This is a genomic window from uncultured Agrobacterium sp. (genome assembly GCF_913777885.1).
Lineage (GTDB): Bacteria > Pseudomonadota > Alphaproteobacteria > Rhizobiales > Rhizobiaceae > Agrobacterium.
The window spans coordinates 43,086-64,168 of record NZ_CAJYTV010000018.1 but is presented as its reverse complement, the minus strand read 5'-3'; the positions used below and the strand labels follow the sequence as shown (position 1 = coordinate 64,168).

Below are 21,083 nucleotides of genomic sequence, written 5' to 3'. Positions count from 1 at the left end.
TATAATGGAACGAAATCAAGTGTTTCTGCCATTCGATAATGTGCTGCCGACTTAATGTCTAGATGATTGGAGGTTCCGTGAAAGATTATCAGACTAGACTAGCTTCGATTGTCGCTGATTTCGGCGCTCCGCAGGGCGGCGGTGCTATCGATGCCGAGGATTATCGGGGTAAAGTTCCAGACGCAATGGTGGAATTCTGGCAACACAACGGCACAGGCATCGTTCTAGATGGATATTTCCAGTTTTGCGATCCCAACCGATATCGCGGTATCCTAAAGCTGGTATTCGATAATGATCCAGAGATCCGTGCTGAGCAAACATATTCTCTCGGTTTCGGTGCCTTCGGGACAATCATTGCGTGGAATGAAGCGCATCAAGACGTAATCATCGATCTCGTTAAAGGTAGAGTTTCGTGTCCGGCCCTTGTGAATAGGAAATCCCATGACCCGAACCTTTCTGTTACTAGCCAACTCATGATGCTCGATGATCCGAGCTTTGATGAGTACGATGCCGACATGAAAAAATTGTTCGAACGAGCGCGTTCAAGACTAGGCAAGCTCGGCATAGATCAAGTTTACGGTTTCAAACCTATTCTCGCACTGGGAGGAAACAGGGACATAACTAGTCTCTCAATATATGACGCCGTGCCACACATGGCGATTTTGACGCAAGCTCATGAATTACAGCTTATGGATGATACCGCTTACCCGCCCAAGTCGGTCCGTTCCATTGGCGGCTGATGCTAAAACCTTTTAAATGCCTCCCAGCGGTTTCGCGCTTGAAGGATGCCGTTTGAGCGAACATTTAAAAAAGAAGGTTTACATGGTTTCCCGTGCGGTCAGTTTGAAGGGCCATATGCATGTGTGTCCCATGGTTGATCCGGGGCCACGACCGCATATCGGCGGCCCTGTCGTTTCAATCCACCAAAGTTTTGTTACCGTTGATGGCGTTCCTGTAGCCACGGTCGGCGAATCGTGTCTGTGTAGTGGCATACCGACAACATCTGATAAGATCACGGAAGGCTCTTCAGTCGCCAGTATAGGGCGCAAAAAAGTTGCTCGAATGGGCGACGCATGCGCGCACGGAGGAAAGCTGGTGCAAGGTGTTCCTTGGCTTACGTTCGAATAGCTGTTGATCTTTCAGGGCAGGCACGAATTCAGCACGGTCAGATGGAAAGCCCGAATGCCGCAATGCTTCACTCTTCCCAGCCAAGTATAACCGGTTTCTGATAGCGAAACCGCCACACCTATTTAATCGAACTGAACGACGATTTTTTCTGGGGCGCCACGCTCGCAAGCGAGGTGTATTGAGTTCTGAAGAATGATGATGGATTCGAAGCCACATTGTTCGGTTACCCGAACCGGGGCGATCTCGACGATCCAACAATCTATTATGCTGAAGCTATCGGAGAAACCGAAAACCGGGAATTTTCAAGCATCAACATGTACCTACCTGCCAGTTGGCCAGAATCAGTTGGTTACGAGCACTATCGATCGCTCATCGGCCGCTGGTGCGAAAAGCTGAAGCCCGCTTATGGAACGGCCGGTCTTTCAATCCTGTTCAATAAAGGACGGCAGGGACTTTCCGATCGTCTACTTGCATTTCCGATTGCAAAACGATTTCCCGGTCTTGATTTACCCGAACACTCTCGTTGGTACGCTCGCATGAACCGTGTGCGGAAACGAGCTATCAGAACCATAAATTGGTTGACGTTTATCGACGACGGTTTGGTAAGCGAACTTGGCGGACAAGGGAAACTTGTGGAAGATTTGGGAACGTTATGTCCTATTTACTCTTACAGCGGCGGAATTATCGTTCAGGCGGGTCAGAGACCGGAACTGGGCGATGTGAATACAGGAGTTATACCGAAGGCGTATCAACGCGTTTCCCGAGCAATGCAGCCGATACGCTTTAACGAATATCAGCGTCCCTTGATCGATGCGCCACAGCCTTTAGATTCCTTGGAGGAGACAATAAATTGGGTCAGGCGATTTTATTGAAGTATCTTAAAACCATCGATTTCAAGAACGGTGGTTTGGTTAGTCATGGGCAAAATGTACATCTGATCCGAGATTAGGAGGAACTGACCGAAGTCAAACTGACACTGGATAGTAGTGTCATTTCTGAATTCCGCTCAGACCACGTCGATCATCAACGCGCTGACGGCCATGGCTCTTGTGGTAGTGAGCTGACGACGAGCCCTTCTAGAAGCCCGAATCGCGCCCGTCAGCCAAGGCAAATGTGTTTTGTCATGCGAATAAAACTGAAGGCGATGCAACGCTGACTTGAGGCCAAGCGTCCACGCTGGCATCCAATCATGGCTTGAACGGTGGGTAACTGGTTCGTTCCGATGACAGAGGATATCAATCGCGCTACGCCGGAAAAGATGTGCCACCGTTGATTCGCGAATAGCCAAAGCGGCGTACATCATCAAAGCGAGATATTTGCGTCGCGGTGAGCTGGTGCTGAAATCGGCCAGACGCTTCCGGTGCGTTTTAGGGGGAACAAGATGAACAAGACGGGCGGGTATTTTCCGCGCTGGCGGCTGAAAACTGACGGGCGTATCATGCCGGATGAGCGGTTGCCCGCCGGGCAGACTGCGGTGCTCGGCCTGCAGCACGTCGTGGCCATGTTCGGTTCCACCGTTCTGGCGCCGTTGATCATGGGTTTCGACCCGAACGTATCTATCCTGTTTTCTGGTATCTCGACGCTGATCTTCTTTATTGCGGTTGGAGGGCGGGTGCCGAGTTATCTCGGCTCTTCCTTCGCTTTCATCGGACCGGTTCTCGTAGCGACAGGAGCTGCCGCAGGCGCGGCGAGCCCGAACATCGCGCTTGCGCTCGGCGGCATCATTGCCGCTGGTGTGCTTTACGCACTGATCGGGGTCATCGTCATGTTCGCTGGCCATAACTGGATCGAAAGGCTGATGCCGCCGGTTTTGACCGGTGCTATCGTCGCGGCAATCGGACTCGTGCTTGCTCCCATAGCGATTGCGAGTGCGTCCGGTACAGGTCCCGGGAACCCCGATGGTGATCAGCTTTCGCGCTGGATTGCTATTTTGACGGTGGCATCGGTGGGCGCGATTGCGGTTTACGCGCCTGGTATGGCGCGCCGCCTTCCCATCCTTCTGGGTGGCGCCATCGCCTATCTCGCTTATCTGCTGCTTGCAAACGGGTACGGTCTTGGCAAGCCGGTCGACTTTACAGGGGTTGCGGCTGCCTCTTGGTTTGGCTTGCCGACTTTCACCACACCGGTGTTTTCAGCCTCGGCTATTGCCTTGATCGCCCCCGTGGTCGTCATTCTGGTCGCAGAAAATCTGGGACATATCAAGGCGATTGGCGCGATGACCGGTCGCGATCTCGACCCCTATCTCGGTCGCGCCTTTATCGGCGATGGCCTTGCCACGATTTTCTCCGGCGCCTTCGGTGGCACGGGTATGACGACCTATGCAGAGAACATGGGTGTCATGGCAATCACGCGTATCTTCTCGACGCTCGTCTTCGTCGTTGCCGCGCTGGTCGCCATCGTGCTCGGCTTCTCGCCGAAGTTCGGTGCGCTTATTCAGACGATACCAGGGCCTGTGATCGGTGGCCTTTCCGTCGTGGTCTTTGGTTTGATTGCGGCAACGGCTGGCCGGATATGGGTGGAGAACAAAGTTGATTTCTCCGAGCCGCGCAACCTGATTACCGTTGGCATCGCTCTGGTTTTAGGAGCAGGCAATTTCAAGCTCAACGTCGGCGGTTTCACGCTGGACGGTATCGGTACTGCAACGATCGGCGCGATCGCCTTTTACCATCTCCTTGGTCTGGGCAAAGCAGCGTCCGGCAAGTGATGTAAGGCTCGAAAAGCCTTTTAATGACTATTCATTGGACTGAGGGCAGGCTGGCGCGGTTGCGCCTGCCTGCTTCTTTGCGCCGTGCTTCGCGCACTTCTGTTCGTGTTATGCCATGAGAGAAACATCCAAAACTTTGGAACTTTAACGGCGAGAATGGCTTGTGTCCTTTTACCGCATCGTTCGCGGTGGTGGAGGAGCGGGTTAAATCTACCCGCTGGCACGAAGGAAACAGCCTTGCAAAGCACAACTCAAGTTTCGTTCGAGGTTAACGGCAAAGCCGAAAGCTTGACCCTCGATAACAGGACCACTCTGCTTGACGCCTTACGGGAGCATTTACACCTCACCGGTACCAAGAAGGGATGTGATCACGGCCAGTGCGGCGCCTGCACGGTGATAGTCAACGGCCGACGCATCAATGCGTGTCTGTCGTTGGCGGTGATGCATGAGAGTGATCACATCACCACCATCGAAGGACTTGGTCAGCCTGACAATCTACACCCCATGCAAGCTGCCTTCATCAAGCATGATGGTTTCCAGTGTGGCTACTGCACGCCAGGACAGATCTGTTCCGCCGTGGCTGTTCTGGAGGAAATCGCGGCGAATATCCCGAGCCATGTTACATCGGATCTGTGCGGATCTGCCGCTTTGACAGAAAGCGAAGTCAGGGAGCGCATGAGCGGGAACCTCTGTCGGTGTGGGGCATACTCAAATATCATCGAGGCTATAGAAGACGTTGCAGGAGTAAGAGCATGAGAGCCTTTTCCTACGAACGAGCCTCATCCGTCAGGAATGCTGCGGAGGCGGCATCTCAGCACCAAGACGCCAGGTTCATCGCTGGCGGTACCAATCTTCTTGACCTCATGAAACTTGAGATTGAGAAGCCATCGCATCTCATCGACGTCAACGGTCTGGGGCTGGATGCGATAGAGCCAACATCTGAGGGTGGGCTGAGGATTGGGGCGCTGGTGCGTAACACCGATCTGGCTGCGGATGAGCGAGTTCGTCGCGACTATCCGCTCCTGTCCCGGGCACTGGTAGCAGGTGCTTCCGGCCAGTTGCGAAACAAGGCAACAACGGCAGGAAACCTCCTGCAGCGGACGCGGTGTCCTTACTTCTACGATACAAACCAGCCGTGCAACAAACGGCAGCCTGGCAGCGGATGCTCCGCAATAGGCGGTTATACGCGCCAACTCGGCGTGATCGGTGTCAGCGACGCTTGCATTGCGACCCATCCAAGTGACATGGCCGTAGCGATGCGAGCGCTCGACGCAGTGGTTGAAACGGTCAAACCGGATGGAAGTGAGCGATCTATCTCAATTTCTGAGTTCTACCGTCTGCCGGGAGACACGCCGCACATTGAGACCGAGCTTCAACGGGATGAGCTTATCACCAGCGTGGTATTACCTGCGCCTGTGGGCGGCAAACACATCTACCGGAAGGTTCGTGATCGTGCGTCCTACGCCTTCGCTCTCGTTTCTGTGGCGGCGGTAATAGAGCCAGATGGCTCGGGGAAAGTCGCTGTAGGTGGTGTCGCCCACAAGCCATGGCGTGTGGAAGCCGCGGAACGCGAGCTCCCGAATGGCGCCCGTGCGGCGGCGGCTGTCCTTATGGCGGGCGCGCGGCCAACGCAGGAAAACAAATTCAAGATCGACCTGGTCGAAAGAACGCTGGGCGCAGTGTTGGCAGAGGCGAGGGCTTAAATCATGAAGTTTGAAAAACCAGCGACCAATAACCCGATCGATCAGTTGAAGGTTGTCGGCAAGCCGATCCATCGCATCGACGGTCAATTGAAAACCACCGGCCGCGCAACTTACGCTTACGAGTGGAACGATTCTGGCTCCGCGCACCTCTACGGCTATCCGGTTGGCTCGGCAGTTGCCAAAGGTCATATCGCCTCGATCGACTCATCATCCGCCAGGAGCGCGCCGGGCGTCGTAGATATCATCACCGCTTTGGATGTAGGCGAGCTGCAAAAGGGTGAGTACAACACCGCAAAGCTGTTTGGTGGCGCTGAAATTCAGCATTACCATCAGGCCGTTGCAATCGTCGTTGCCGAAACATTCGAGCAGGCGAGGGCAGCCGCAGCGTTGGTTCGTGTTGAATATGCGCCCGAACAGGGTAGGTTCGACCTGAGAGCAGAAATGGCGAACGCCCAGACGCCGGATCCCTCGACCGAGCCTGAAAGTTCTGCCGGTGATTTCGATGCCGCCTTCGTCGCTGCACACTCTGCGCTTGATGCCGAATATACGACGCCCGACCAATCCCATTCCATGATGGAGCCGCATGCGTCGCTGGCGTCCTGGGACGGCGAGCAGGTGACTGTCTGGACATCGAGCCAAATGATCGACTGGTGGCGTAGCGATCTTGCAACCACCCTCGGTGTCGATAAGGAGAACGTCCGTGTCGTCTCGCCCTATATCGGCGGTGGATTTGGCGGAAAGCTTTTCCTGCGTGCCGATGCGCTATTGGCGGCGCTTGCTGCAAAATCTGTCGGTCGACCAGTAAAGGTAACTCTTCCACGACCGATGATACCGAACAACACCACGCACCGCCCCGCGACGATTCAACGTATACGCATCGGTGCGCAGCCAGACGGCAAGATTACCGCAATTGCGCATGAAAGCTGGTCAGGCGACTTGCCTGGCGGCCAACCTGAACTTGCCGTTTCACAGACACGCCTGCTCTACGCGGGCGAAAATCGTATGACAGCAATGAAACTGGCGGCACTCGATCTTCCAGAAGGAAATTCCATGCGCGCGCCGGGCGAAGCACCGGGGATGATGGCACTCGAAATCGCAATCGACGAGATGGCGGAAAAGCTCGGGATGGATCCGATCGAGTTCAGAATTAAGAATGACACTCAGGTCGATCCGGAAAACCCTGAGCGTCCGTTCTCTTATCGCGACCTCGTCGGCTGCCTTAATTTGGGTGCAGAGAAGTTCGGATGGGATAAGCGTTCTGGCGTCGCAGAGCGCCGCGAGTGCAACTGGTTGGTCGGAATGGGCGTTGCCGCTGCATTTCGCAATAACCTCGTCATGCCTTCCGGAGCGAAAGTCAAACTCAACCGGGATGGCCGCGTCACCGTCGAAACGGACATGACGGATATCGGTACCGGCAGCTACACGGTCATAGCTCAGACAGCGGCCGAGATGATGGGCGTTTCGATTGACCAGGTAGACGTTCAGCTTGGCGATTCCCGTTTTCCTGTCTCTGCAGGATCCGGTGGGCAATTTGGTGCAAATTCATCAACCTCAGGCGTCTACGCCGCCTGTGTGAAGCTGCGCGAAGCAGTCGCAATTAAGCTCGGCTTCAACTCTGCTGATATCGTTTTCGAAAATGGCGAGGTCAGGTCTGGAAATCGCACAGTGTCGTTGGCAGAAGCCGCGGGCGATGAGGGGCTGATCGGCGAAGATACGATGGAATGGGGTGATCTTACGAAAACCCACCAGCAATCTACGTTTGGCGCACATTTCGTCGAGGTCGGCGTCGACATGGCAACCGGCGAAACGCGCATCCGCCGCATGTTGGCAGTCTGTGCAGCAGGACGAATTTTGAATCCGATTACCGCTCGTAGTCAGGTTATCGGCGCCATGACTATGGGGGTCGGCGGGGCTCTGTCTGAAGAGCTTGCTGTGGACACCCGGCACGGTTTCTTCGTCAATCATGATCTCGCGGGCTATGAAGTACCGGTTCATGCGGACATTCCGCATCAGGACGTCATTTTCATGGATGAAACCGACCCTTACTCGTCGCCGATGAAGGCGAAGGGAATAGGAGAACTGGGATTATGCGGCGTTTCTGCAGCAATTGCCAATGCCGTCTACAACGCGACTGGCATCCGGGTTCGCAATTACCCCATTACCTTAGATAAATTGATCGGCAGGTTGCCGGAACTCGCGTAACTGCGTCGTTAGAAGAAGTGCTATCGGCGAGAAGGGGACTAATTTGACTGATACGCTTTCCGTGGCATTGCCTGTGCCAGTCAGAGCTGGCAAATCCGACGATCCCGCAGAGATCATTCGTTTTGCTGCAAAGGCGACCCGCCACGGAAAAGCCGCCCTTGCGACGCTGACCGAAATACGCGGAGGGGCAGCGCGTGCGCTTGGTTCACATGTGGCGGTTTCAGTGACCGGAGAGTATTGCGGTTACGTCTCTGGTGGATGCGTCGAGGCGGCAGTGGCGACGGAGGCGCTCCTGGCTATTGAGGCCGGCACGGACGCAGTGGTTACCTTTGGCGAAGGATCACCCTTCTTCGACATCGCCCTACCATGCGGTGGGGGCGTGACCATCGCGATCCACGTCCTTCGCGATAGCGATGTACTTGAGGATACGCTTCGACACCTGAGTGCGAGAAAATCGGTTGCACTGAGCTATGATCCAAGTTCGCAGACGCTTGAGCAAAGCGCTAACCTTCCATCCCGATCAGGATGGCAGAAAGATCGCTTTCTATCCGTCTATCGTCCACGGACGGGATTGGTGGTCTCCGGGCAGACAGTGGAAGCCGAGGCTGTTAATCGTCTTGCTGAGGCGTCCGGTTTCGATGTTCAACTTGTATCTTCGCCCAAGGACATCGAGTTGATGAAGATCGATCCTTTTACCGCTGTGGTTCTTCTCCATCACGATCTCGATCTGGAGATGGATTTACTAGACAGGGCACTGGCTTCACCAGCCTTTTACATAGGCGCACTTGGCAGCACGCGCACACATCGCCGCCGTGTTGAACGACTGCATTCGGCAGGCGTGCCATCCAAGTGTTACGACCGCATTCGTGCCCCCATCGGTCTATTTGGCCCTACGAGGGACGCCACGTCGCTTGCGCTTTCGGTGCTAGCCGACATAGCAGCGGCGAGGCTTGAGGTTTTCGCGTGAGCGGCAGGCGACACTCGCGTCACGGCATCCATATGAAAGAACGGATGAACAGGTTATGGAGATAGGCGGCGTTCTTCTGGCAGCAGGCCGATCCAGCAGGACGGAAGGTCATCACAAATTGCTGGCGGAATTCGACGGTGTGCCGCTCATCCGCAAGTCTGCCCAGACGATGCTTCACTCAAGGCTTTCGAACATTGTTGCGGTGGTCGGCTATCGATCTTCAGACGTCGAGCAGGCGCTTCGAGGATTGACGCTGTCCATCTCCCATTGTGACGATTTCTCTCTGGGAATGGGCGCTTCGCTCGCGCATGGTTTTGCTCATGAGAGCCTTCGGCGCTGTGCCGGTGTGCTCGTAATGCTCGCCGATATGCCCGAGGTCACATCTGACCATATCGATCGGCTTGTTGATGTTTTCGTCCGATCCGGTGGGGAGCAGGTAGTGCGCGGTTCTCACGCAAGCCATCCAGGGCATCCCGTTATCGTTCCTCCCTTCCTGTATCAACGTATGCGAGAGTTACGCGGCGATGAGGGCGCCAGATCAGTTTTGCGCTATGCCGACATCACGACCCAGTTGGTCGATCTCGGCAGGGCAGCGCTTTCTGATGTGGATACACCATGCGCAGTGGCCTCCGCCGGTGGCATTCTACGGTCGTGATCGACCGTTCTGCCATCAAAACAAGATCAAAAAGCGCTCGGACTTATTGGGTCGGGCCACCGTCTGCGTATCCAGCCCGCTTGTTGCGTCCTGCTTCGTCTTTGTAGCACCAAACGCGTTGCAAACGGCGATCTCTCTATTTCCTTTATCAAACGTGGAACCTGCGAGCGCGAGAGTCATTCTAATTTTTGAGTGACTAAAACAGGCGCGCCTCAGGCACTGCCCGCAGCTTCAATCTCTCCAACCCTGAAGGATACAAGATGACCGAGCGTGAGCAAGGTGGCATGTCGCCAAGCAACAGCAACTCCCTGCGCGATCAAGCTCCAGGATCTGGTCAACCCGCCTTCGAAGACAATCGCGGCGAGGGTGACGAGTTGCATCAGACGATCGAGAACAATGACGCAGGAGATGGCGCGTATCTCACCGACAATTTCGGTCATCGCATTTCAGACAATCAGAACAGTTTGAAGGCTGGCAGCAGGGGTCCTACGCTGCTCGAAGATTTCGTTCTTCGGGAAAAGATTTTCCATTTCGATCACGAGCGTATTCCCGAGCGCATCGTTCACGCCAGAGGCTCTGGCGCACATGGTGTTTTTGAATGTACGAAAGCCATTCCCCATTTGACGAAAGCCTCCATCTTTCAGGAAGAAGGAAAGAGCTGTCCGGTATTCGTTCGCTTCTCGACAGTCGCCGGTGGCGCCGGTTCAGTGGATACGCCGCGCGATGTCAGAGGTTTTGCCGTTAAGTTTTACACAGATAGTGGAAACTGGGACTTGGTCGGCAACAACATTCCGGTGTTTTTCATTCAGGATGCTATCAAGTTCCCGGACCTTATTCACAGCGTGAAAATGGAAGCAGACCGCGGCTATCCGCAGGCCGCCTCTGCACATGACACCTTTTGGGACTTTGTCAGCCTGATGCCGGAATCGATGCACATGATCATGTGGGCGATGTCGGATCGTGCAATCCCGAGATCGTTCCGGCATATAGAAGGTTTCGGCGTGCATACGTTCAGGCTTGTGAACGATAAGGGCGAGAGCAAGTTCGTCAAATTTCATTGGAAGCCCACTTTGGGACTAGCTTCCACCACATGGGATGAGGCGGTAAAAATCGCGGGCGCAGACCCCGATTTCCAGCGCCGAGACCTCTTTGAATCGATTGACCAAGGGGACTTTCCGTCCTGGGACCTCGGCGTACAGGTCTTCGATGAAGAATGGGCTTCAAAGCAGCCCTATGATGTCCTCGACGCGACGAAGCTCATTCCTGAAGAAGATATTCGTGTAGAGATCATTGGCCGGATGACGCTGAACAGGAACGTCGATAACTTTTTTGCCGAAACGGAGCAGGTCGCTTTTCTCCCAAGCAACATCATTCCAGGCGTCGATTTCAGCAATGATCCACTCTTGCAGGGGCGGTTGTTCTCTTATCTCGACACGCAGAAGTCACGTCTCGGGACGACGAACTTCCATCAGATTCCCATCAATGCACCCAAATGCCCGTTTCATAATTTCCAGCGTGACGGGATGATGCAGACACTGGTCCCGAAGGGGCGAGCCAATTACGAGCCGAATAGTCTCGAACAGGCAGGTGAAGACAGCGGCCCAAGGCCCACGAGATCGACCGGCTTTTCAACGTTTGAGACAAACGATGAGCGTAACGATCCAGCACATAAGCTTCGCCAAAGAGACGCGCTTTTTGCGGATCACTACAGCCAGGCCCGGATGTTCTACCGATCGCAAACAGAAAATGAACAGACCCACATAATCTCGGCCATCGTTTTCGAGCTCTCCAAGGTTCAGTTGGCACATGTCAGACGCAATGTTGTGTCGAACCTTCGCAATGTCGATGAGGAACTCGCGCGCCGTGTGGCGGATGGCCTGGGGATCGAACTGCCGGAGAAATCGATGGCGCAAAAGCAGCCCGTCGAGATGCCAGCTTCGGACGCTCTGTCCATACAGAAGAACGCGCTGGAGACCCTAAAAGGTCGAAAGGTCGGAGTGCTTGTGGATGATGGTTCAAACAAGACTTCGATCGACAAGCTGTTGAAGGACATCAAAAACGCTGGCGGTACGCCTTTTCTTGTCGCCCGCAAGGTCGGAGGTGTTCAACTCGAAGGTGGCGTCGTGCAAGCGGATGGACAACTGGCCGGTTCGCCTTCGTTTCTTTTCGACGCAGTCACCTCGATCCTTTCGCCTGATGCGGCAAAACGATTGGCCAAGGAGTCTGCTGCGATTCAGTGGTTCATGGACGCCTATAGTCACTGTAAGACCATCGGCTATTGTCCAGCCACAAAGATCCTCCTGGATAAGGCGAATGTCGAACCCGACGCCGGCGTAGTTCCCGTGGACGAATTTATTAAGGTCGGCACGAAACGACACTGGGATCGCGAGCCCCACGTTCGCGACTTGCCCTAAGTGGATGATAATTGAGGCGACACCCCCGGTGCCGCCTCAATTGCGCTGTCGATAGGGCGGTGTACAGAGGTGCGCCAGTTTGTTTTTATTGTTTCACCATCCATAGTCTGTCTCTTCACGGTCCTCAGTGAAACGTCTGTCACCTGCGCTGCGCTTCGCCGCGACCCCGATTGCGATGTGTGACAATATGCGGAGGTATGCGGCCTGGACAGGAGACGTGAAAATGGAAATCTTCGCGTAGTAGCCACGTCGTAAGTGTGAAATGCCAGAGGAGGCCAGACATGACCAAGCGTATCGTTTTCACCGGAGGCACAGGCAAGGCAGGCCGACATGCCATTCCAAAGCTTCTGGAGAAAGGCTATTCGATTCTCAATGTCGATCTAAAACCCTTTGATCATCCGGGCGTGAACACGCTAATTGCGGATATTACCGACAGCGGCCAGGCCTTCAACGCATTGACGACACATTTCGGTTTCGATGGCTTTGAGAATGGTGCCCCGCCATCAGCCCCTGATGCTGTAGTCCATTTCGCCGCTATACCGCGCGTGTTGATCGAGCCGGACAACAAGACATTTGAGGCCAATGTCGTCAGCACGTACAATGTTATTGAAGCAGCCATGAAGCTTGGTGTGCGCAAGGTCATCATTGCCTCAAGTGAGACCACCTACGGCGTCTGCTTTGCCGAAGGCGACAAGGACTTCCACTCTTTCCCCCTGGAAGAAGACTATGACATCGATCCGATGGATAGCTACGGTCTGTCGAAACTCGTGAACGAAAAGACAGCCCGGGCTTTCGCCATGCGCTATGGCGCCGATATTTACGCGTTGCGCATCGGCAATGTCATAGAACCGCATGAATACAGCAACTTCCCAGGCTTTCTTAACAATCCAATGTCTCGGAAGCGCAATGCCTGGAGCTATATAGATGCGCGCGATCTTGGCACAATAGTTCATCTTTGCATCGAGAAGGACGGTCTGGGATTCCAGGTGTTCAACGCAGTGAACGACACGATTACAGCTGACCTCCCGACAGCGGAATTCCTGGCGAAATACTGCCCGAACACTCCTGTCACCAGAGAGCTTGGCAAAGACGAGGCTCCGCTTTCCAACCGTAAAGCCCGCGAGGTTCTCGGATTTAAGGAAGAGCATCCGTGGAAGCGCTACGTCGCACGATAAGGGTGGTGCGTCCTGTTGAAATCACAAGACGCTCCACCTCCTAATGTCTATAGGCCGTGCTTTGACGTAACCCGATGCGGTTTCCAGGCTGATGATCTAGACCATCCTGTTTGACAGGGTGAAACGAAACGGCGGGCTCGTGGAGTGAACCCGCCGTGTTTGTGAAGTGTTTCCGGTGGACCGGGTCGGTTCAACGCTGATGCAACAGTTGACTAGTCCAGACGCGCACCATTGGAGCCGAAGAAATGAAGATCGGACGCTTTCGCGCCGATCTGAACGACATCATCCATCTCGATTCGAGAGCGTCCTGCTACCCGGAAGACGATGTCGGCTCCATCAGCCAGTACGCCATGCACATAGCTTTCAGCTCCAACAAGCTCCACAGCGGCGACCTTGACGGAGGCGGTGAGCGCGGCGTCCTCGGTGACCTCGGACATCAGGTGGAGATCCTCGGGGCGGATGCCGAGCGTTGTAGCGTTGCTCGGCACAGCTGCATCAGCTCTCAGCGACCAGTTGCCTGTCGGAGCAGACATTGCCAAGAGATTCATCGAAGGTGAGCCGATAAAGGTAGCCACGAAGGTCGTCGCTGGGCGCTCGTAAAGTTCGATCGGTGTGCCGACCTGCTCGATGCGCCCAGCATTGAGCACGACGAGCCTGTCGGCCAGCGTCATAGCTTCCATCTGGTCATGGGTGACGTAGACGCTGGTCGTGGCAAGTGACCGCTGCAAACGCTTGATTTCCACGCGCATTTGCACACGGAGCTTTGCATCTAGGTTCGACAGTGGCTCATCGAAGAGATAGGCTGCGGGCTCACGGACGATGGCGCGACCCATAGCCACACGTTGGCGCTGGCCACCGGACAATTGGCGGGGCTTGCGCTCCAGAAACTGTTCGATCTCAAGCGCCTTGGCGGCACGTTCTATGCGGCGGTCGATCTCGTCTTTCGGTGTGTTGCGGTTCTTCAGGCCGTAGGCAAGATTCTGGCGTACCGTCATGTGGGGATAGAGCGCGTAGTTCTGAAACACCATTGCGATATCCCGCTCGGACGGCTCCAACTGGTTGACCACCCGATCTCCAATGGAGATTTCTCCACCAGAGATGCTTTCCAGGCCGGCAATCATGCGCAGCAGCGTCGATTTTCCGCAGCCGGATGGGCCGACGAGGACCACCAATTCTCCATCCGCAATTTCCAGAGAGACACCTTTGATGGCTTCGACATTGCCATACATCTTGCGGACGTCGTTCAATACAATCTGGGCCATTACTTTTCTGTCTCCACAAGACCTTTGACGAACCATCGCTGCATCAGGACGACAACGATGATGGGAGGGATGATGGCGAGGATCGCCGTAACCATAACGTAATTCCACGGAGTGGATGCGTCGGTGAAGTCGACCATGCGGCGCAGACCGATGATGATCGTGTTCATCTTGGCGTCGTTCGTCACCAGAAGCGGCCAGAGATATTGGGTCCAGCCATAGATGAAGAGGATGACGAAGAGAGCCGCGATGTTGGTGCTGGACAGGGGAAGGAGAATATCCTTCATGAAGCGGAAGGGACCTGCATTGTCGATACGCGCCGCTTCCACGAGTTCTCCCGGTATCGTCAGGAAGAACTGGCGGAAGAGGAAGGTTGCGGTGGCAGACGCCATCAATGGCAGTGTGAGACCGGCATAGGTGTCAATCAGACCGAGATCGACGATCACCTTGTACGTGGGCAGGATGCGGACCTCCACCGGTAGCATTAGGGTGATGAAGATCATCCAGAAGAAAAACATCCGGAAACGGAAGCGGAAGAAGACGATGGCGAATGCGGACAGGAAAGAGATGATGATCTTTCCGACTGCAATTGCAATCGCGACCACGAATGAGTTGAACAGAAGACGTTCGAGGCTGACGCCGACGACCCGCTCGACGCCGCCGGAAAGAGCTTCCCGGTAATTTTCGGCTAGATGGCCGCCCGGCAGCAACGACATGGGTGGACGAATGATGTCCTGAGACGTCATCGAAGAAGCGATGAAGGTGTAATAGATCGGAAAGGCAACGATGATGATGCCTATGATCAGGGTGAGATGGCCAAAGACACTGGCGATGGGGCGTTTTTCAATCATGTCCGATCCTCAGCCGTAATGAACCCGCTTCTCGACGAAGCGGAACTGGAAGGCCGTCAGACCGATCACGATGATCATCAAGATCACGGACTGGGCGGCGGATGAGCCGAGGTTCAGGTTGACGAAGCCGTCATTATAAACCTTGTAGACCAGCGTTTCTGTGGCCTTTGCCGGGCCTCCGCCTGTCACGGCATGGATGATCCCGAACGTATCGAAGAAGGCGTAGACCGTGTTGACGACCAAAAGGAAGAATGTCGTCGGCGCGAGAAGCGGAAAGATGATGGTCCAGAAGCGTCTGCTGCCGCGCGCGCCGTCAATTGCGGCGGCTTCGATGAGCGACTTCGGAATGGCCTGCAAGCCGGCGACAAAAAAGAGAAAGTTATAGCTGATCTGCTTCCACGCCGCTGCAAAGACGATCAGGGCCATCGCTTGGTCGCCCTTCAGCAACGGGTCCCACTGAAAGCCCGTAAATCGAAGCAGATAAGCGAGCGTGCCCATGGCCGGGTTGAACATGAAAAGCCACAACATGCCGGCAACCGCGGGGGCAACAGCATAGGGCCAGATGAGCAGCGTGCGGTAAAAAGTCTGGCCGCGGATCACCTTATCGGCCGCCGTTGCAAGAAGCAGCGCCACGGCCATCGAAACAAGGGCCGTCAATGCGCTGAACACAATCGTAACCTGGAGTGCGTGTAGGTAGTTTGGATCTGAGAGGGTGTCGGAGAAATTGGAAAGACCGACGAAGGTGGTTTTTAGCCCGAAAGCATCTTCCTTCAGCATCGACTGATAGATCGCCTGGCTTGCGGGCCAGAAGAAGAAAATCAACGTCAGGATGATCTGGGGTGCCAACAGGAGGTAGGGCAGGATTTTGTTCGGGAAGTGAACCGTGTGCAAGGTTGATGCTCCTCAGCCGGCCAAAGAAAAAGCATTGCCCGCATCTTTCGATACGGGCAATGGCTTCGGTATGTCGCGATTACTTGGACGCAGCTGCGATAGCGGCGTTACCACGCTCGACGATCTGATTGAGCGTGGTCTTGGCGTCTTGCTTGCCAGCGAGCATGGCTTCGAACTGCTCGTTCATGATATCGCGAACCTGCGGCAGGTTTGGCAGGCGCACGCCCTTGGAGTTTTCGGTCGGAGCCTTGCCCGTCATCTGCAGGATGGGAGTCTCACGCGCAGGGTTTTTCTGATAAAAACCGGAAGCCTTGGTTGCATCATAAGCGGCATTGGTCACCGGCAGATAACCCGAAACCTGATGAAGGCGTGCCTGGATTTCCGTCTGCGACAGGAAGTGGAAGAACTGGGCGATGCCCTTATATTCTGCGTCGCTCTTGCCGCCGAAGACCCAGAGGCTCGCTCCGCCGGGAATGGTGTTCTGCGGTCCATGACCTTCGTAGTAAGGAAGCTGACCGATGCCGTAATTCATTCCCGACTTCACGATATCGCCGAGACCGCCGGAGGATTCCGTCATTATGGCGCATTCGCCGGACAGGAAGAGCTGCTTTGCCTCAGATGTGCGACCGCCGTATCGGAAAGTCCCGTCTTTGGCGAGGTCGGCAATGGCCTGGAAGTGCTCGACGTAGAGCGGCGAGTTAACTTTAAGCTCCACCGTGCCTCCGCCAAGGCCGTTCTCGTTGGTGCCGTAAGAAACATTGTTCCAGGCCGCAAAGTTTTCGGTCTGAATCCAGGTCAGCCAGGTCGACGTGAAGCCGCAAGGTGCCGCGCCGCTTTCCTTGATCTTGCGAGCTGCCTCGAATACGGCTGGCCATGTCTTCGGCGGATTTTCCGTGTCGAGACCAGCCTTCTTGAAGGCATCCTTGTTGTAGTAGAGGATCGGCGAGGAGGAGTTGTAGGGGAAGGACAGCATGGTGCCGTCTGGCTTCGAGTAATAGGCAACGATACCCGCGAGATAGTCAGACTTATTGAAGTCGTAACCGCCCTTCTTGAGGACGTCGGCGACAGGAACGATCGCGCCTTCTGCTCCCATCATCACACCGGAGCCTGCGTCAAACACCTGGATGATGGCTGGCGGCTGCTTGGATCGGAATGCAGCAATGCCAGCATTCAGCGTTTCTGGATAGGTGCCCTTGAAGACCGGTACGATCTTGTAATCGCTCTGGCTCGCGTTGAATTCCTTGGCAAGTTGATCGACAACTTCATTGTTCGCGCCGGTCATGGCGTGCCACCATTGCAATTCCGTGGCCGCAAACGCAGATGTGCCAAAAGAAAGCGAAATAGCAAAGCCCGCCGCCAATGCAGCGATACGTTTCGTGGACATGGTGCCTCCCTAAATTTTACAAATGGTCCAGCAACACGCTGTCCAATATTCGTTTCGCCCGAACCTCCCAGAACCGGCGCTACCATGCTTCATTCGAAGCGACTTACATTCAAAACGAAAACAAGTGAACGTGCAACGAAATTATGACAGTCGGTTGCGCGTGGTTGTGTACAAGCCTCAGCATAGCAAAAGACAGCGAGCTGGGCGGTGTCTTTACGTATTGCTGATAGCTGGCCACACGATCCTGAGAAGTCTGCTGTAGCGTACAGGCGTCAACGCGGCATGCGAGCAAACCCTTTTGCGAGGATCGGCCCGGTTGGTCGGCCGGTCGGTGAACCGCCTGCCTGCTCAAGTGTGAGCTCGTACAGCTGGTCAGCCCGCGGTTTGGGAAGAGACCGCGCCTGCAGGCTAGACGAACGCCCATCGTCAAGCAAACCGAGGGAGACGGGGCCGACATCGCGGGAGGGAAGTGTCCAAACCTGAATTGTCTTGTCACGCGGAACGGCGAAATCCGCGAGTAATCGCACAGAAGCCTCGTCGTTGCCAAAATCCTCCACGACGGCCTGTATCTCTCCCTTGTCGTTGACAAGGACGGCGATGACGAGCGGTTCAACGGATCTGGTCAAGGTGTAGAAGAGACCGACCGCCATCAGCAAAGTCGCTGCTAATGAAGCAAATGTGGCAAACTTCCAGCGACGAGCGCTATTGTCGTTTGCTACCTGCCGCACGGTCACTGGACTGTGATTATCCTGGCTTGGTAGTGCGGCCTCGATGCGCTGCCAAAGATCGGCGCTAACCGGTTGCGGGTTTGCGCTCAGATCAAGTGGTAGGAAGCGGTCTCGACTTGCCGCAATGGCGGCGCGCATTTCTGGATCACGTTCCATGGCATGTTCGATCTCTCTCGCTTCGTTTGTATCAAGCAGGCCCAGGACATAATCGTCAGCCAGGTTGGGGATATCCGCGCGGTCATAAGTCATGCCATGCACTCCCGCAGCGCTAGAAGTCCACGCCTGATCCATGATTTGGTTGTGCCGAGTGGCAGGCGCAGTCTTCCAGCAATTTCACCATGAGAGTAACCGCTGACATAGGCCATAAGTATGCCTTGCCGTTTCGTTTCATCTAGCGAACCAAGGCATTCATAGAGCTGTGAGTTGCGGTCGAGCCTGTGCCACGCCGCTACGATTTCATCCGTCAGATGATCGTCACGCAGCGTTTCGACATCCTCGACATTCTGTTCGCGTTTTCCGTCACGCAGCGTGTTAAGCGCTCGATTTCGGACGATGGCATAGATCCAGCCGCGGGCCGAGCCGCTTTCGCGTCTATACTGATGCGCGTGGGTCCATATGCGTATGAAGGACTCTTGCACGACTTCCTCGGCAAGCTCGCGACGCCTGACAATGCGCTGCGCAATGGCGACGAGTCTCCCCGCCTCCTGATCGAATATTTGCCGCAATGCAAGCCGGTCACCATGCGCGCAGCCATTCAGCGCCTTGTCGAGATCGACTGACCCAGTGCCCATCAATGTCAAACCCGTCTCCCAGATCAGAGGCTTGGATTATCAGTGCCTCATGTAAAGCTATACTCGCACCGATGGCGCATGGATGCATTCGTTAAAAATATTTTTGAAGTCTGCATCCAATCGCATCTCCCGATGTGTCTCAAGTATGGAAGGTCGATAGCCAGATGATGAGGCCTTCTTCAATTTTGAACGCTTGGGAGAAAAACATGCAGACCATTCGCTTTGCTCTAGCCGCCTCAATATCTGTTATTGCCACGACGACATCAGCGCTCGCAGCACCCGTCCTGGGATTGAGCGGGGACAAGACGCTCGTCATGTTCGATACGGAAAAGCCTTCCGTTACCAAGAAGATGGACGTTACCGGCGTCGATAAACTCGTCGGCATCGATTATCGACCTGGCAACAAGATGGTCATAGGCGTAACGCCGGATCATCGTATCGTCAGTATCAACCTGGAAACGGGCGCAGCAAGTGAAGTCGCCAAAATGGATAAGATGCTGACCATGACGCAGGCGCCGGTCATCGTTGATTTCAATCCGATGGCAGACCGTCTCCGCTTCATGACCGGCACGACAAACCATCGTGTCCATCCCGATACGGGAGCGGTGACAGTGGACGGCGCGCTAGCCTATGAGGACGGCGATATGCATAAGGGCGAAACTCCAAATATTGTCGCAGCCGCCTACACCAATTCCATTGGTAAGCCAGAAAAGACTGCGATGTATGATATCGACGCCACCATTGGCGCATTGGTTCAGCAGACCAAGCCGAATGACGGAACCCTCAAAGCCATCGGCAAACTTGGAATCAAGGATAAGCCTTCAACCTACGCTTTTGATATCCAGGGCATGGAAGGCGGCAAGAATGCTGCTTACCTCGTTGCGGGCAAGACGCTCTACACCGTCAACCTCGAAACGGGTGCTGCAACGCAGGTGGGAGCAGTTTCCGGTCTCGATAACGACGTCCGCGACATTGCGGTTTTGCCCGCCATGTAAGCACAAACAGAGCAGGCAGCGATCGCCTGCCTGCTCTGTCCAGCCGCGCGCTGAGGGGTTCCAGCAGATCGATAGGTCAGTATTGCTTGCGCTCTATGAGATTTGGGCGAAGAGCGCCTATAACGATCGCTTGTACGCGGCATGGCGTTTCGCGCTAATCTCCGACCAGTTAGCGATTCTCGAGGGAGGATATGATGAGCCGCAGCATCATTCTGGTCGATCCACTGCCAAGAACACTCGATCTCATCATGGAGCCGTCCGTCCGGGCGCGCCTTGAAGCACTAGGCGACGTTGTCGTATCGGAAGATCGCCCGATGAGTTCCGATGAAGTAGAGCGGTATCTTCCCGATACGGTAATGATTTTCGGCCAGACAGACATGCCGCGCGAGCGTTTGGATAGAGCGCCAAGGCTAAAGGCGATTATCAACGTTGAGTCCAATTTTCTGCCGAACATCGACTATCAGGCATGCGTCGAGCGTGGGATATGGGTGATCACACCAGCATCGGCATTTGCCTCGCCTGTCGCGGAAGCCTCGCTTGCGATGGCGTTGGATCTGGCGCGTGGCGTCACTGCTGCGGACCGCGACTTTCGTCAGGGTGTTGAACGCTACGGGCTCGAAGGCAATGAGGAAACCTTCCGTTTCGCAGGAGCCCCGGTCGGTCTTATTGGCTTCGGAGATCTTGGCCGAGAGCTTCGCGAACTTATTCGCCCGTTCAGGAACACGGTGCGCGTGTTCGATCCATGGCTTCCAAATGAAATCATCGAGCGTTTGGATTGCGAGGCCTCGACCCTTGAGGAAGTCTTGCGCGAAAGTCAGGTGGTGTTCGTCTTCGCCAGCGTCACCAGCGAGAACCAGGGCTTTATCGGCGCGAAGGAATTCGCCATGATGAGGCCGGGTGCGGCATTCTTGCTGATGAGCCGCGCTGCCGTCGTCGATTTCCCAGCGATGATAGAAGCCGCGCAGTCCGGTCGCATTAAGGTCGCGACAGACGTTTTTCCGGATGAACCCGTTGCAGCGGATGATCCCGTTCGCCAGGCCAACGGAGTTCTTCTCTCGGCGCACCGGACAGGAGGGACGCGCGATGCGTTTTATGCCCTGGGTTCTATGGCTGTCGCCGATGCCGAGCTGATCATGAAGGGCCTGCCGCCGAGGCTTTGCCGACGTGCCGATCCGGCAACGGCCGCCATGTTGCGGTCGAAGCCGGTGTCGGTATCCTGAAGACAAGGCAATCGGC

Annotated in this window: 19 protein-coding genes; 13 read left to right on the top strand and 6 right to left on the bottom strand. The window is 55.2% G+C overall.

Features of this window, described 5'->3' with window-relative positions; genetic code table 11:
- The first annotated feature begins 77 nt into the window (after positions 1–77).
- The 11 genes from QZ869_RS17160 to QZ869_RS17110 all read left to right on the top strand — a co-directional run bounded on the left by QZ869_RS17160 (position 78) and on the right by QZ869_RS17110 (position 12,948).
- Positions 78–740, top strand: a complete 663-nt coding sequence (locus QZ869_RS17160) for a GAD-like domain-containing protein (protein WP_296106160.1) — start codon at positions 78–80, stop codon at positions 738–740.
- Positions 741–822: 82 nt separating this feature from the next.
- Complete coding sequence (locus tag QZ869_RS17155) at positions 823–1,128, top strand: PAAR domain-containing protein (protein WP_296106575.1); 306 nt, start codon at positions 823–825, stop codon at positions 1,126–1,128.
- A gap of 215 nt (positions 1,129–1,343) precedes the next feature.
- Complete coding sequence (locus tag QZ869_RS17150) at positions 1,344–2,000, top strand: type VI immunity family protein (RefSeq protein ID WP_296106158.1); 657 nt, start codon at positions 1,344–1,346, stop codon at positions 1,998–2,000.
- Between the two features lie 509 nt (positions 2,001–2,509).
- Complete coding sequence (locus tag QZ869_RS17145) at positions 2,510–3,832, top strand: solute carrier family 23 protein (protein WP_296106156.1); 1,323 nt, start codon at positions 2,510–2,512, stop codon at positions 3,830–3,832.
- Between the two features lie 156 nt (positions 3,833–3,988).
- Entirely contained in the window at positions 3,989–4,588 is a 600-nt protein-coding gene (gene paoA, locus QZ869_RS17140; protein WP_365999170.1) for an aldehyde dehydrogenase iron-sulfur subunit PaoA, read from the top strand.
- Complete coding sequence (locus QZ869_RS17135) at positions 4,585–5,535, top strand: xanthine dehydrogenase family protein subunit M (RefSeq protein ID WP_296106155.1); 951 nt, start codon at positions 4,585–4,587, stop codon at positions 5,533–5,535. The genes paoA and QZ869_RS17135 overlap by 4 nt, the downstream gene beginning before the upstream one ends.
- A gap of 3 nt (positions 5,536–5,538) precedes the next feature.
- Entirely contained in the window at positions 5,539–7,737 is a 2,199-nt protein-coding gene (gene paoC, locus QZ869_RS17130) for an aldehyde oxidoreductase molybdenum-binding subunit PaoC (protein WP_296106153.1), read from the top strand.
- A gap of 43 nt (positions 7,738–7,780) precedes the next feature.
- Entirely contained in the window at positions 7,781–8,704 is a 924-nt protein-coding gene (locus QZ869_RS17125; RefSeq protein WP_296106151.1) for an XdhC family protein, read from the top strand.
- A gap of 55 nt (positions 8,705–8,759) precedes the next feature.
- Complete coding sequence (locus QZ869_RS17120; RefSeq protein WP_296106149.1) at positions 8,760–9,359, top strand: nucleotidyltransferase family protein; 600 nt, start codon at positions 8,760–8,762, stop codon at positions 9,357–9,359.
- Positions 9,360–9,619: 260 nt separating this feature from the next.
- Positions 9,620–11,773: a catalase gene (locus QZ869_RS17115; RefSeq protein WP_296106147.1), complete on the top strand. Its 2,154-nt coding sequence runs from the start codon at positions 9,620–9,622 to the stop codon at positions 11,771–11,773.
- Between the two features lie 281 nt (positions 11,774–12,054).
- A complete protein-coding gene (locus tag QZ869_RS17110) occupies positions 12,055–12,948 on the top strand; it encodes an NAD(P)-dependent oxidoreductase (protein ID WP_296106146.1) in 894 nt (297 codons plus the stop codon).
- A 212-nt stretch (positions 12,949–13,160) separates the two neighbouring features.
- On the opposite strand, the gene QZ869_RS17105 is transcribed toward QZ869_RS17110, so the two are convergent.
- From QZ869_RS17105 to QZ869_RS17080, 6 genes are all read right to left on the bottom strand, one after another.
- Positions 13,161–14,210 carry a sn-glycerol-3-phosphate import ATP-binding protein UgpC gene (locus QZ869_RS17105; protein ID WP_296018683.1) on the bottom strand — a complete coding sequence of 350 codons (1,050 nt, stop codon included), beginning with the start codon at positions 14,208–14,210 and terminating at the stop codon, positions 13,161–13,163.
- On the bottom strand, positions 14,210–15,058 hold the full coding sequence (gene ugpE, locus QZ869_RS17100) for a sn-glycerol-3-phosphate ABC transporter permease UgpE (RefSeq protein ID WP_296018684.1): 849 nt from the start codon (positions 15,056–15,058) through the stop codon (positions 14,210–14,212). Before ugpE ends, QZ869_RS17105 begins: the two co-directional genes overlap by 1 nt.
- A gap of 9 nt (positions 15,059–15,067) precedes the next feature.
- Positions 15,068–15,949: a sn-glycerol-3-phosphate ABC transporter permease UgpA gene (gene ugpA, locus QZ869_RS17095; protein ID WP_296106144.1), complete on the bottom strand. Its 882-nt coding sequence runs from the start codon at positions 15,947–15,949 to the stop codon at positions 15,068–15,070.
- 79 nt (positions 15,950–16,028) lie between these two features.
- Entirely contained in the window at positions 16,029–17,333 is a 1,305-nt protein-coding gene (gene ugpB / locus QZ869_RS17090) for a sn-glycerol-3-phosphate ABC transporter substrate-binding protein UgpB (RefSeq protein ID WP_296106142.1), read from the bottom strand.
- Between the two features lie 272 nt (positions 17,334–17,605).
- Positions 17,606–18,310 carry a VirB8/TrbF family protein gene (locus QZ869_RS17085; protein ID WP_296106140.1) on the bottom strand — a complete coding sequence of 235 codons (705 nt, stop codon included), beginning with the start codon at positions 18,308–18,310 and terminating at the stop codon, positions 17,606–17,608.
- Complete coding sequence (locus tag QZ869_RS17080; protein WP_296038082.1) at positions 18,307–18,852, bottom strand: sigma-70 family RNA polymerase sigma factor; 546 nt, start codon at positions 18,850–18,852, stop codon at positions 18,307–18,309. The genes QZ869_RS17085 and QZ869_RS17080 overlap by 4 nt, the downstream gene beginning before the upstream one ends.
- A 206-nt stretch (positions 18,853–19,058) precedes the next feature.
- Here QZ869_RS17080 and QZ869_RS17075 point away from each other — a divergent pair, with 206 nt between their 5' ends.
- Both QZ869_RS17075 and QZ869_RS17070 read left to right on the top strand, forming a co-directional pair.
- A complete protein-coding gene (locus tag QZ869_RS17075) occupies positions 19,059–19,847 on the top strand; it encodes a DUF4394 domain-containing protein (protein ID WP_296038072.1) in 789 nt (262 codons plus the stop codon).
- A gap of 194 nt (positions 19,848–20,041) precedes the next feature.
- Positions 20,042–21,067, top strand: coding sequence for a hydroxyacid dehydrogenase (locus QZ869_RS17070; RefSeq protein WP_296106138.1), 1,026 nt, complete (start codon positions 20,042–20,044; stop codon positions 21,065–21,067).
- Positions 21,068–21,083: the final 16 nt, after the last annotated feature.